Origin of the sequence: Nocardia sp. NPDC060259 (assembly GCF_042728775.1) — a bacterium.
Classification (GTDB): domain Bacteria; phylum Actinomycetota; class Actinomycetes; order Mycobacteriales; family Mycobacteriaceae; genus Nocardia.
In genome coordinates, this window is record NZ_JBHXAY010000006.1 from 96,826 (window position 1) to 110,225 (window position 13,400).

12 protein-coding genes are annotated in these 13,400 nt (G+C 69.2%); all 12 read left to right on the top strand.

The window, feature by feature from the left end; genetic code table 11:
• Positions 1-32 precede the first annotated feature (32 nt).
• Positions 33-1,661 (top strand): AMP-binding protein, encoded by a 1,629-nt coding sequence (locus ACFWF2_RS04880; RefSeq protein ID WP_379304667.1) that lies wholly within the window; start codon positions 33-35, stop codon positions 1,659-1,661.
• A complete protein-coding gene (locus ACFWF2_RS04885; protein ID WP_379304669.1) occupies positions 1,661-3,274 on the top strand; it encodes an AMP-binding protein in 1,614 nt (537 codons plus the stop codon). Before ACFWF2_RS04880 ends, ACFWF2_RS04885 begins: the two co-directional genes overlap by 1 nt.
• A 47-nt stretch (positions 3,275-3,321) precedes the next feature.
• Complete coding sequence (locus ACFWF2_RS04890; protein WP_379304671.1) at positions 3,322-5,712, top strand: Tex family protein; 2,391 nt, start codon at positions 3,322-3,324, stop codon at positions 5,710-5,712.
• Between the two features lie 21 nt (positions 5,713-5,733).
• Positions 5,734-6,624, top strand: a complete 891-nt coding sequence (locus tag ACFWF2_RS04895) for a hypothetical protein (protein ID WP_379304673.1) — start codon at positions 5,734-5,736, stop codon at positions 6,622-6,624.
• Between the two features lie 166 nt (positions 6,625-6,790).
• Positions 6,791-7,132 carry a 50S ribosomal protein L19 gene (gene rplS, locus ACFWF2_RS04900; protein ID WP_019048201.1) on the top strand — a complete coding sequence of 114 codons (342 nt, stop codon included), beginning with the start codon at positions 6,791-6,793 and terminating at the stop codon, positions 7,130-7,132.
• A gap of 85 nt (positions 7,133-7,217) precedes the next feature.
• Positions 7,218-7,982, top strand: coding sequence for a signal peptidase I (gene lepB / locus ACFWF2_RS04905; protein WP_379304675.1), 765 nt, complete (start codon positions 7,218-7,220; stop codon positions 7,980-7,982).
• Positions 7,983-8,012: 30 nt separating this feature from the next.
• The gene (locus tag ACFWF2_RS04910) at positions 8,013-8,717 is read left to right on the top strand and encodes a ribonuclease HII (RefSeq protein ID WP_379304677.1); all 705 of its coding nucleotides are present in this window, start codon (positions 8,013-8,015) and stop codon (positions 8,715-8,717) included.
• Positions 8,718-8,763: 46 nt separating this feature from the next.
• Positions 8,764-9,069, top strand: coding sequence for a DUF2469 domain-containing protein (locus ACFWF2_RS04915; protein WP_011210678.1), 306 nt, complete (start codon positions 8,764-8,766; stop codon positions 9,067-9,069).
• 111 nt (positions 9,070-9,180) lie between these two features.
• Complete coding sequence (locus ACFWF2_RS04920; RefSeq protein ID WP_379304679.1) at positions 9,181-9,537, top strand: YraN family protein; 357 nt, start codon at positions 9,181-9,183, stop codon at positions 9,535-9,537.
• Positions 9,537-11,045 (top strand): YifB family Mg chelatase-like AAA ATPase, encoded by a 1,509-nt coding sequence (locus ACFWF2_RS04925; RefSeq protein WP_379304681.1) that lies wholly within the window; start codon positions 9,537-9,539, stop codon positions 11,043-11,045. The genes ACFWF2_RS04920 and ACFWF2_RS04925 overlap by 1 nt, the downstream gene beginning before the upstream one ends.
• Positions 11,046-11,074: 29 nt before the next feature.
• Positions 11,075-12,247: a DNA-processing protein DprA gene (gene dprA, locus ACFWF2_RS04930; protein WP_379304683.1), complete on the top strand. Its 1,173-nt coding sequence runs from the start codon at positions 11,075-11,077 to the stop codon at positions 12,245-12,247.
• Positions 12,248-12,349: 102 nt separating this feature from the next.
• Complete coding sequence (locus ACFWF2_RS04935) at positions 12,350-13,273, top strand: tyrosine recombinase XerC (protein WP_379304685.1); 924 nt, start codon at positions 12,350-12,352, stop codon at positions 13,271-13,273.
• Positions 13,274-13,400 lie beyond the last annotated feature (127 nt).

Below are 13,400 nucleotides of genomic sequence, written 5' to 3' on the forward strand. Positions count from 1 at the left end.
ACAGACCTGGTTACCCGTTGAGGAGAACTGCGATGAGTACCGACCTGGACGCGCGGGTGCGCGACCTGCTCGACTGTTACGACGGACCCGAGGCCTGCGCGGCCGAGCTGCTGTGCGACCGGCATCCGGCCGGTCGGGTCGCGTTCACGGTGGTCGAGTCCGATCTGAGCGCGCACGAGCTGACCTACGGCGAGCTGCGTGAGCGGTCGGCCCGTTTCGCGGCGGCGCTGGCCGAGCTCGGTGTCGGTCCAGGGGATCGGGTGGCGACGTTGATGGCGAAGTCCGCCGATCTGGTGGTCGCGCTGCTCGGTATCTGGCGCCGCGGTGCGGTGCACGTGCCGCTGTTCACCGCGTTCGCGCCGCCCGCCATCGGGTTCCGGCTCGGCGCGAGTCACGCGAAGGTGGTCGTCGTCGATGCCGATCAGGCGTCGAAACTGGCTGTGGGCGAAGACATTCCCGCCGACCCGGAGCGCCGGACGATCGTCGTCGGTGCGGCCGATATTCCCGGCGCGCTGTCGTTCGGCGATCTGCTCGCCACGCACCGGTCCGACGACCCCCGCGCGGCCCCTGTGGTGGTCGGCGGTGACGGCCTGCTGGTCCAGCTGTTCACCAGCGGCACAACCGGTACGCCCAAGGGCGTGCCGATCCCGGTGCGCGCCTTGGCCTCCTTCCACGCCTACCAGGAGTTCGCCCTGGATGTGCGCCCCGAGGACGTCTACTGGAACGCGGCCGACCCGGGCTGGGCGTACGGCCTCTACTACGCGATCCTCGCGCCACTGGCGACCGGCGTGCGCAGCCTGCTTCTGCACGCGGGCTTCTCCGCACCGCTCACCCTGGACGTGATGCGCCGCTTCGGCGTCACCAACTTCGCCGCCGCGCCGACGGTCTACCGCGCGTTGCGCGCGGGCGCGGCCCCCGAGGGGATCACGTTGCGCCGGGCGTCGTCGGCGGGGGAACCGCTCACGCCGGACGTCGTCGCCTGGTCGCGGCGCGCGCTCGGCGTCGCCGTCCGCGACCACTACGGCCAGACCGAACACGGCATGGTCATCTGCCACGCCTGGCACCCCGCCGTCGACCGGCCCGCGCCGCTCGGCTCGATGGGTTCCCAGCTGCCCGGCTGGACCTGTGCGGTCCTCGCTGAGGACGCCGACACCGAGGCCGCGCCCGGCGAGATCGGCCGCGTCGCCATCGACACCGATCACAGCCCGCTGCTGTGGTTCCTCGGCTATCTCGACGCTCCCGAGCGCACCGCGAGCCGCTACACCGCCGACGGCCGCTGGTATCTCACCGGTGACGTGGGCGCGCGCGATGCCGACGGTTTCTTCCGCTTCAGCTCGCGCGACGACGACGTGATCATCATGGCGGGCTACCGGATCGGCCCGTTCGAGGTCGAGAGCGTGCTGGTCCTGCACGATCAGGTCGCCGAGGCCGCCGTCGTCGGGATGCCGGACGAGCTGCGCGGCGAGGTGCTCGAAGCCTTCGTCGTCCTGCGTGACGGCGTCGACGGCAGTGCCGAGCTGGCCGCCGAACTTCAGCAACTGGTCAAGGACAAGTTCGCCGCGCACGCCTATCCGCGGACGGTTCATTTCGTCTCGAGTCTGCCCAAGACCCCGAGTGGCAAGGTGCAGCGATTCGTGCTGCGCGGCAAGGAGATCCGCTGATGACCGAACTGAGCTACACCTGTGGACTCGCCGACACCCCGCTGCTCGGTGACACCATCGGCGCCAATCTCGACCGCACCGTCGCGGAGTATCCCGACAACGAAGCGCTGGTCGACCGTCCGACCGGCCGTCGCTGGACCTATCGCGAGCTCGGCGCGGCCGTCGACGCCGTCGCGACCGGACTGGCCGCGAGCGGTATCGCCGCGGGCGACCGGGTCGGGATCTGGGCGCCCAACTGCGCCGAATGGTTCCTGGTCCAGTACGCCACGGCGAAACTGGGCGCGGTCCTGGTCACTATCAATCCCGCCTACCGCACCAGCGAACTCGGGTACGTCCTCGGTCAGGCCGGCGTCCGGCTGCTGATCGCCGCGCCGGAGTTCAAGACCTCCGACTATGCGGCGATGATCGAGCAGTTGCGGCCGAACTGCCCCGCCCTGGAACAGGTGCTGATCCTCGGCACCGACCAGTGGCAGCAGGTGGCGGCCACCGCGCCCGATGCCGCAGGACTGGTCGCGATCGCCGCGACCCTGTCCACCGATGATCCGATCAACATCCAGTACACCTCGGGGACAACGGGTTTCCCGAAGGGCGCGACGCTGAGCCACCACAACATCCTCAACAACGGCTACTTCGTCGGCGAGCTGTGCGGCTACACCGCGGCCGACCGGATCTGCGTGCCGGTGCCGTACTACCACTGCTTCGGCATGGTCATGGGCAATCTCGCGGCGACCTCGCACGGTGCGGCCGTGGTGATTCCGGCGCCGTCGTTCGATCCCGCCGCGACGCTGGCCGCCGTCGCCGCGGAGCGCTGCACCTCGCTCTACGGCGTGCCGACCATGTTCATCGCGATGCTCGCCGAACTCGACGCCGGTGCCACCGCCGACCTGTCGAGTCTGCGCACCGGCATCATGGCGGGCTCGCCGTGCCCGGTCGAGGTGATGAAACGGGTGATCGAGCAGATGGGGATGGCCGAGGTCGCCATCTGTTACGGCATGACCGAGACGTCGCCGGTGTCCACCCAGACCCGCCGCGACGACAGCATCGACCGCCGCACCGCCACCGTCGGCCGGGTCGGCCCGCATCTCGAGGTGAAGGTGATCGACCCGGCGAGCGGACGCACCCTGCCGCGTGGCGAGGCGGGCGAACTGTGCACCCGCGGCTATTCGGTGATGCTCGGCTACTGGGATCAGCCGGACAAGACGGCCGAGGCGATCGACGCCGCCCGCTGGATGCACACCGGTGACATCGGCGTCATGGACGACGACGGCTACCTCTCGGTCACCGGCCGGATCAAGGACATGGTGATCCGCGGCGGCGAGAACATCTACCCCCGCGAAATCGAGGAATTCCTCTACACCCACCCCGATATCGTCGACGCCCAGGTGATCGGCGTCCCCGACGAGAAGTACGGCGAGGAACTCATGGTCTGGCTCCGCCTGCGCGAGGGTGCCGCCGTCCTCGACGCGGCCGCGATCCGCGACTTCTGCACCGGTCGCCTCGCCCACTACAAGATCCCGCGCTACGTGCACGTGGTCGACGAGTTCCCGATGACGGTCACCGGCAAGATCCGCAAAGCGGAGATGCGGGAACTGGCCAAGGATCTGCTCGCCTGACCTGGGAGTCGGCCGGTTGTCGGGGAAGAGCTGTAGTCTCTGCGGTCGTGACGACAGCGCCCGAGACCGACACAACGACCATCCTCGCCAGCGTGGGCAGGCGGATCGCCGACGAGCTGGGGGTGCGCGAGACCCAGGTCCGCGCCGCCGTCGAATTGCTCGACGGCGGTTCGACGGTGCCGTTCATCGCGCGCTACCGCAAGGAGGTCACCGGCGGCCTCGACGATGCCCAGTTGCGCCAGCTCGACGAGCGGCTCGGCTACCTGCGTGAACTCGACGAACGCCGCGGCGCGATCATCGAATCCATCCGCGGCCAAGGCAAACTCGACCCGGCGCTGCACCAGCAGATCATGCTCGCCGAGACCAAGGCCCGCCTCGAGGACATCTACCTGCCGTACAAGCCCAAGCGCCGCACCAAGGCCCAGATCGCCCGTGAAGCCGGGCACGAGCCGGTGGCCGACGCCCTGATCGGCGACCCGGCCACCGACCCGGCCGGCTACACCGCCGAACAGCTCGATGGCGCCCGCGCGATCCTCGTCGAACGCTTCGCCGAGGACGCCGACCTGGTCGGTGAACTCCGCGAGCTCATGTGGAACCGTGGCCAGGTCACCTCGACGGTGCGCGCGGGCAAGGAGGAGGCGGGCGCCAAGTTCGCCGACTACTTCGAGTTCAGCGAGCCGTTCCACAAACTGCCATCGCACCGGATCCTGGCGCTGCTGCGCGGTGAGAAGGAAGAGGTGCTCACCCTGCACCTGGAACCCGACACCGAAGAGCCCGCGCCCGGCGAGCGCACCATCTACGAGGGCCGCATCGCGGTCGCCTTCGGCATCGCCGATCAGGGCCGCCCTGCCGATCCCTGGCTGCTCGACACCGTGCGCTGGGCCTGGCGCACCAAGCTGCAGGTGAGCATGGGCATCGACACCAGGATGCGGTTGCGGCAGGCGGCGGAGAAGGACGCGGTCGACGTGTTCGCCGCGAACCTGCGCGACCTGCTGCTCGCCGCACCGGCGGGCACCCGCACCACCATGGGCCTCGACCCCGGCTACCGCACCGGCGTGAAGGTCGCGGTGGTCGACGCCACCGGCAAGGCCGTGGCGACCGAGGTCATCTACCCGCACAAGCCGCAGGGCCAGACCGAGAAGTCCCTGGCCGTGCTGGCCGCGCTGGTCGCCCGGTTCGATGTCGAGCTCATCGCCATCGGCAACGGCACCGCCTCCCGCGAGACCGATGCGCTTGCCACCGAACTGATCTCGCGCATCCCCGAGAAGAAGCCGACCAAGATCGTCGTGTCGGAGGCGGGCGCCTCGGTGTACTCGGCCTCGGCCTACGCCTCGGCCGAACTGCCCGGCATGGACGTGTCGCTGCGCGGCGCTGTCTCCATCGCCCGCCGCCTGCAGGACCCGCTCGCCGAACTGGTGAAGATCGATCCCAAGTCGATCGGCGTCGGCCAGTACCAGCACGATGTCTCCGAGACCCTGCTGGCCCGCTCGCTGGGCGCGGTCGTCGAAGACGCGGTGAACGCGGTCGGTGTCGACGTGAACACCGCCTCGGTGCCGCTGCTCTCGCGTGTGTCGGGTGTGTCCGGCTCGGTGGCGGAAAGCATTGTGGCGCACCGCGACCAGAACGGACCCTTCCGCAGCCGGACCGCCCTGCTCGAGGTTCCCCGTCTCGGCCCCAAGGCGTTCGAGCAGTGCGCGGGCTTCCTGCGCATCCGCGGCGGCGACGACCCGCTCGACACCTCCGCGGTGCACCCCGAGGCCTACCCGGTCGTGCGGCGCATCCTCGAGCACACCGGCCGCCCGATGGCCGAGGTCATCGGCAACACCGGCACGCTGCGCGCACTGCGGCCCGCCGACTTCACCGACGAGAAGTTCGGTGTGCCGACCGTCAGCGACATCATCGCCGAACTGGAGAAGCCGGGCCGCGACCCGCGTCCGGAGTTCAAGACCGCCGAATTCGCCGCGGGCGTGGAGAAGGTCGCCGACCTGGAGCCGGGCATGGTGCTCGAAGGCGTCGTCACCAATGTGGCCGCGTTCGGCGCGTTCGTCGATGTCGGCGTGCACCAGGACGGCCTCGTGCATGTCTCGGCCATGTCGCACACCTTCGTCAAGGACCCGCGCGAAGTAGTCAAGTCCGGTGACGTGGTGAAGGTGAAGGTCCTCGAGGTCGACGTCGCCCGGCAGCGGATCGGTTTGAGCTTGCGGCTCGATGACGAGCCGGGCAAGCCCGCGCAGGGGGACAATCGTGGTGGCGGCGCACCGCGCGGCCAGGGCCGAGGCCAGGGCCGTCCGCAGGGCGGTCGTGGCCAGGGTTCGGAACGTGGCCAGGCGCAGGGTCGCAGCCAAGCTCAGGGGCGTGGCGGCAACCAGCGCAAGCCCGCGGCCGAGCCGAGCGGATCCATGGCCGACGCGTTGCGCCGGGCGGGATTCGGCAAGTAACTCGACGACAGGGCGGGCGGCATGGGACGGTGGTTCGAAGACGAAGTGATCGCGCGCGGCCGCCTGCCCCTGTTGTGCTTCCTGCTGGGATTCATCCTCGGTTTCGTGGTCATCCGGATCAGCGTGCGGCTGATCAGGGCGCAGGTGCGGTGGTGGCCGGGCAACATCAAGGCGGGCGACACCCACATCCACCACATGGTGTTCGGCGTCATCACGGTGCTGCTCACCGGCATCGGGCTGATCGCGACCGCCGAGGACTCCACCCAGGTCACCTCGAGTGTGCTGGCCGCCCTGTTCGGGATCGGCGCCGCGCTGGTCCTCGACGAGTTCGCCCTGATCTTCTACCTGCGTGACGTCTACTGGGAGGAACAGGGCCGCACCTCGGTGGACGCGGTCTTCGTCGCCCTCGCCGTGACCGGCCTGCTGCTGCTCGGCGTGCAACCGGCGACGTTTCTCGACTACGACGACTTCCGGCAGTCGCGCGGGTTCGGCGTCCGGATCGCCGTGTTCGGCACCCTCGTACTGAACCTGCTGCTGGCCGGAGTGGTGATCGCCAAGGGCAAGATCTGGACCGGGCTGTTCGGCATGTTCTTCACCCCGCTGCTGCTGATCGGCGCCATCCGGCTCAGCCGCCCTGGCGCGCCCTGGGCTCGGTGGCGCTACGGCAACCGGCCCAAGACGATGGGCAGGGCGATCGCCAGGGAGCGGCGATACCGGCGCCCGGTCGTCCGAGCGAAGATCTTCATCCAGGACCTCATCGCGGGGAAACCCGACGTCGAGCACGCACGCACCGCGGCCGAGGCAGAGTTGCAGCGCACGGTCGTCGCGGCCCCGCCCGCGCCGCCGCCACACCCGCATCTGCTGCCGCGCCGCCGGGCCGATGCCACGGCCGACACCTCGGCAGGCGAGTGAGGCGCGCCTCACCCGATTTCAGTCCGGGCTGCCGGGTCTGGCACAATAAACCGGTTGCCTTGGACGAGTCATGTCCGAGAGCACTCCTGTTCTGAGCATGAACCGGTCGAGCGCGCGAGTGCCGCCAGGTTCCTCTGTTCGCGCAAAGAATCCGAAAAGGTGGAAAATGAACACCCTTGATTTCGTCGACGAGAAGTCGCTGCGTAGCGATGTCCCCGACTTCCGTCCGGGCGACACCCTGAACGTGCACGTGAAGGTCATCGAAGGCTCGAAGGAGCGCATCCAGGTCTTCAAGGGCGTCGTGATCCGGCGTCAGGGCGGCGGCATCGGCGAGACCTTCACGGTCCGCAAGGTGTCCTTCGGTGTCGGTGTCGAGCGCACCTTCCCCGTGCACAGCCCCAACATCGACCACATCGATGTCGTGACCCGCGGTGACGTGCGTCGCGCCAAGCTGTACTACCTGCGCGATCTGCGCGGCAAGGCCGCCAAGATCAAGGAAAAGCGCTGACACAGCGGTAGCTGATTCCAGCACAGAGTTTTCCGGTAGCCCGGCGCTCCGACTTCGGTCGGGTCGCCGGGCTACTCTGTTCGGCGTGGCAGACGAAAGTGGGTCGGTGTCGGTGTCCGATTCGGGTGACGAAGGTGGACGGCGCAAGAGACAGCGCAGCGAGAAGAAGCAGCGCCCGTTCTGGCAGGAGCTGCCGATACTGATCGTGATCGCGGCGGTCATCGCCGCGCTGATGGTCACTTTCATCGGGCGGCCCTACGTGATCCCGTCGCAGTCGATGGAGAACACGCTGCTGATCGGCGACCGCATCTATGTCGAGAAGATCAGCTATTACGGCTCCGAACCCGGCCCCGGCGATGTCGTGGTCTTCGTCGGCCCGCCGTCGTGGAACGGGCACTACAAGTCGATCCGCTCCGACAACACCGTCGTGCGTGGCATCCAGAACTTCCTGTCCTACTTCGGCCTGGTCCCGCCGGACGAGAACGATCTCGTCAAGCGCGTCATCGCCGTCGGCGGGCAGACCGTGCAGTGCTGTGATCCGCAGGGCCGGGTGATGGTCGACGGCAAACCGCTCGACGAGCCGTACATCAAGAAGGACTACCCCTGGTTCACCGACCGCCCCAACGCGGTCTATCCGGCGGGCCGGGTGTTCGGACCGGTGAAGGTGCCCGAGGGCAACCTGTGGGTGATGGGCGACAACCGCAACGAGTCGGCCGATTCCCGCGCCCACGTCAGCGACGATCTGCAGGGCACCGTGCCGGTGGACAATGTGCGCGGCAAGACGGTGTTCAAGATCTGGCCGCCGAACCGGATGGGCCCGGTACGCAGCCAGAACCCGCAGGAAAACTGACACGCGACGAGACACGGGGACAATCGAACTGTGGGGCAGGATCGGACCAACTGGCCGCCGCGGGTGGTGATGCGCAGGGCCGGGGGGCTACGCACACTCGAGGCGGCGCTCATCCGCGGCGGCCTCGGCCCGGTGGCCGGCGTCGACGAGGCGGGCCGCGGCCCGTGCGCCGGGCCGCTGGTGGTCGCCGCGTGCCTGCTGGCGCCCAAGGCCTACGACAAGCTGTCCGGGCTCGACGACTCCAAGAAACTGACCGAGGCGGCCCGTGAGGAGCTGTTCCCGGTCGTCCAGCGGTTGGCGCTGGCGTGGAGCGTGGTGGTGGTGCCCGCCTGGGAGATCGACTCCATCGGTATCCATGTCGCCAATATCGAGGGCATGCGCCGGGCGGTCGCCGGTCTCGGCCGCGTCCCCGGTTACATCCTGACCGACGGTTTCAAGGTTCCCGGCCTGCCCGCACCGTCATTGCCGGTCATCGGCGGCGACGGCACGGCGGCCTGTATCGCCGCGGCGAGCATCCTGGCCAAGGTGACCAGGGACCGGATGATGGTCGAGCTCGACGGGCAGCTGCCCGGATACGGATTCGCCGCGCACAAGGGCTACAACACGCCCGAGCACACCGCCGCGCTGCGGCAGCTCGGACCGAGCACAGAACACCGCCGGTCCTGGCGCAATGTGCGCGAACTCGACGTGCCGGGCGGTAGCCGAGTGGCTTCCCGCGCCGCGCATGCGCGATGATGTCCACTATGAACGCGGCGCTGCTAGAAGGAGGACGGCCCACCCGATGAGTGCTGAGGACCTCGAGAAGTACGAAACCGAGATGGAACTGTCGCTGTACCGCGAGTACAAGGACATCGTCGGCCAGTTCTCGTACGTGGTGGAGACCGAACGTCGCTTCTACCTGGCCAATTCTGTCGAATTGCGGCCGCAGAACGCCGACGGCGAGGTCTACTTCGAAGTGCGGATGAGCGATGCGTGGGTGTGGGACATGTACCGTCCCGCGCGTTTCGTCAAGCACGTGCGAGTGATCACGTTCAAGGACGTGAACATCGAAGAGCTGGAGAAGCCCGACCTCCGTCTGCCGGAGTGAGGGCGCACCGCCGGCCTGGGGTTGTCCACAGGCCGGCGGTTGTCCACAGGTTTGTTGTCCGCCCAGGTCGGCGGGCGGCTGCCGACGGTGCGAGTCGGCATGCTTCGACTCGTGGCAGACAAACAGGCGCTCGGCGCATACGGGGAGAAGCTGGCCGCGCAGTACCTGCGTGAGTCGGGAATGGAGATCGTCGCCCGCAATTGGCGATGCCGGTACGGCGAGCTGGACCTGATCGTCCAGGACCCGACGATCACGGCCTTCGTCGAGGTGAAGACGCGATCGGGGCTGGGATTCGGGACACCGGCCGAATCGGTCACCTTCGGCAAACAGCAGCGGATCCGGCGGCTCGCGCTGCTGTGGCTGGCCGAGCAGGAAGGGCCGTGGCGGCGCATCCGGTTCGACGTGGTGTCGGTGCTGGTCCCGCGGGGGCACCGGCCGGTCATCGACCATCTGGCCGGGGCGTTCTGATGGCGCTCGGTCGGGCGTTGTCGGTGGCGGTGACCGGCGTCGACGGCCAACTGGTGGAGATCGAGGCCGATATCGGTCAAGGTCTGCCTTCGGTGAATCTGGTCGGGCTGCCCGATACGGCGCTGCAGGAATCGCGCAATCGAGTGCGCTCCGCGGTCGCCAATACGGGGGAGAGGTGGCCGGACGGGCGGGTGATCCTGGCGCTGTCTCCTGCCACGCTGCCGAAGGTGGGCAGCGTCTACGACCTGGCGCTGGCGGTCTCGGTGCTCGACGCCTCCGGCGCCGTGCCGGGGGAGCGGCTGGCCAAGACGGTGCTGCTCGGTGAGCTGGCACTCGACGGCAGGGTGCGCCGGGTGCGCGGGGTGCTGCCCGCCGTCATCGCGGCGCGTACCGCGGGATTGCCGACCGTGGTGGTGCCCGCGGAAGCGGTGGCCGAAGCGGGGCTGGTCGAGGGGATCGAGGTGCTCGGCGCGACGAGTTTGCGGGCGGTGGTCACCTGGTTGCGTGGCGAAGGCAGCTTGCTGGAACCGGACGGGATCGTGCCGGGGGCGCAGGCGCCCAGCGGGGACCTGAGCGATGTGGTCGGCCAGGACGAGGCGCGCTGGGCGCTGGAAGTCGCGGCAGCCGGTGGTCACCATTTGTTGTTGACGGGGCCGCCCGGCATCGGCAAAACGATGCTGGCGCAACGGCTTCCGGGTTTGCTGCCGCCGCTGTCGGAGGCCGAGTCCCTCGAAGTCACCGCGATCCATTCGATGGCGGGGTCGCTGTCCGCGGAGCAGCCGTTGATCACCCTCGCGCCCTTCGTCGCCCCGCATCACTCGACCTCGGTGACCGCGATGATCGGCGGCGGTTCCGGCATGGCCAGACCAGGGGCGGTCAGCCGGGCGCACCGGGGCGTGCTGTTCCTCGACGAATGCGCGGAGATCGGCACGAAAGTGCTGGAGGCACTGCGCACTCCGCTCGAGGAGGGAGAGGTGCGGATCGCCCGGCGCGACGGTGTCGCGCGTTACCCGGCCCGGTTCCAGCTCGTGCTGGCCGCGAACCCCTGCCCGTGCGCGCCCGCCCGGGATGTCGACTGCATCTGCGCGCCGCTGGCTCGGCGCCGCTACCTCGGCAAGCTGTCCGGTCCGCTGCTGGACCGCATCGATATCTGGGTGCAGATGCGCGGTCAAGCGGGCGCGACTTTCGGCGACGAGCAGGCCGAGACCAGCGCCACCGTGGCGGCACGGGTGGCGCAGGCGAGGACGCTGGCCGCGCAGCGCTGGAGTGCCGACGGCTGGGCGACGAATGCCGAAGTGCCCGGACATATTCTGCGACAACGGTTCCGGTTGCCGCGCGAATCGATCGCGCCGATCGAGACGGCATTGCGGCTGGGCCGGATGTCGGCCCGTGGCGCGGACCGGGCGATCCGGGTCGCCTGGACGGTCTGCGACCTGCGCGGCGGAGAGCTCCCGACTGTTCAGGATGTGTTGTCGGCCTTGAACTTCCGGCAGCGGGGCGCGCAGTGAGCGGGCTGGGGGATCCTCGGACCGCAACGGTGGACCTCGACGTCGACGAGCGCAGACTCGCGTGGGTGTACCTGTCTCGGGTGGTGCAGGGGCCGTGTGCGCCGTTGTCGGCCTTGATCGCCTCGGTCGGAGTGTGCGAGGCGGCGCGGGCCGTGCGTGAGCACGAACTGCCGGAAGCATTGCGCGGACCGACGGCCGCCCGCCGTGAGATCGATACGGCAGCAGCGGATTTAGATGCGATAGCGCGGCTGGGTGGACGGGTCATCACGCCGGATGACGACGAATGGCCAGGCTGGCGGATGCTCGGACTGGATCAACTCGACACCGACCGCGATCGCGAAGGAGCGGTGCCGCTCGTGTTGTGGGCACGCGGCCCACTGTCGCTACAAGCCGCGTCCGAACGTGCTGTCGCCGTGGTCGGTTCGCGATGCAGCAGCGGCTACGGCGTCCAGGTGGCCGGCGAGATCGCCTGCGACCTGGCCGCGCGGGGCTGGACCATCGTCTCCGGTGCGGCATTCGGCATCGATGCGGCCGCACACAGGGCGGCCCTCGCCGTCGGCGGTTCGACCGTCGCCGTCCTCGCGTGCGGCGTCGACCGGCCGTACCCCGCCCAGCACGACCGCCTGCTCGCCGCCATCGCCGACACAGGCCTCGTCCTCAGTGAATATCCGCCGGGAACGAGCGCGCAGAAACACCGCTTCCTGGCCCGAAACCGGCTCATCGCGACGCTCGGCGACGGCGTCCTCGTCGTCGAAGCAGGCCTGCGCAGCGGCGCCCGCAACACCGTGAAATGGGCCCGCCGCCTCGGGCGACCCGCCATGGCGGTTCCCGGCCCTGTCGGATCCGCCTCGTCGGCCGGCTGCCACCGCATGATCCGTGAAGGTGAAGCGCTCCTCGTCACCCGCGCCGAAGACGTCATCGACGAGGCAGGCCCACTCCGCCTCCCGGTAGCCGACGCGACCGTCGACCCCGCGGCTCACCTGCGCGGCGCCGAAGCCGACGTCTACGCGGCCCTGCCCGCCATCGGCTCCCGCCTGCCCCTCGAGCTGGCCCAGCAATCCGGCCTCGATCTCGCCACGGTCCGCGCCGTCCTCCCCGGCTTGGAGCTTGCCGACCTGGTTGGCTGCGATTCCGGTGGATGGTTCCGGACTCGGGGCCGCGGCACCGAGCGCGATCGAACGATGCCGACCCGACCAGGGTGAGCTCTGGTGCCGGGACGTGCACCATCGGCGCGGGGTGATGGTGGGCTGTCTGGTGCGGCGTGGTGGGTTGCGTGGGGTGATGGAAAGGGTCACGGTGGGGGAATGGACGTGCTGCCCGATGATCTGACCGCGCTGCTCACGGAGTTCGGGCGGCATCTGCGGTTGGGGCGGAATCGGTCGGCGCATACGGTGCGGGCCTATCTCGGGGATGTGCGGTCATTGCTGGAGCATCTGTATGCGCGCTCGGCCGATTCGGCGGTGCGTGAGCTGGATCTGCCGTTGTTGCGTTCGTGGCTGGCCGAGCTCGCCGCGTCGGGGGCCGCGCGGACGACGTTGTCCCGGCGCGCTTCTGCCGCAAAGACTTTCACCGCGTGGCTGACCGAGACCGGACGCTTGGCCCTCGACCCGGGGTTGCGGTTGCAAGCGCCGCGAGCACATCGGGTGCTGCCCGCGGTGCTCGCACAGGGGCAAGCCGTGCAGGCAATGGATGCTGCGGAATCTGGTGCAGCCCAGCAGGATCCGATGGCCCTGCGGGATCGTCTGATCGTGGAGGTGTTGTACGCCACGGGAATCCGTGTCAGCGAGCTGTGTGGGCTCGATATCGACGACATCGATCGGGAACGCCGGCTCGTCCGGGTTCTCGGCAAGGGAAACAAGGAACGTTCGGTACCGTTCGGCGGTCCCGCCGACACGGCGCTCGACGCCTGGCTCCGTGCGGGCCGCCCAACCCTGGTCAACGAGCACTCCGGCCGAGCGCTCCTCCTCGGACAACGCGGCCGCCGCCTGGACCAACGCCAAGCCCGCACCGTCGTCCACGAGGTCGTGTCGGCAATCCCCGGCGCACCCGGCATGGGCCCGCACGGACTACGCCACACCGCCGCCACCCACCTCCTCGAGGGCGGCGCCGACCTCCGAGTCGTCCAGGAACTACTGGGCCACGCCAGCATGGCGACCACCCAGCTCTACACCCACGTCTCTGTAGAACGCCTCAAACGAGTACACGACCAGGCCCACCCTCGCGCGTAATCGGCGTACCCGCGCGTGTGGCTGGTGTGCTCGCGCGTGTGGCTGGTGTGCTCGCGCGTGTGGCTGGTGTGCTCGCGCGTGTGGCTGGTGTGCTCGCGCGTGTGGCTGGTGTGCTCGCGCGTGTGGA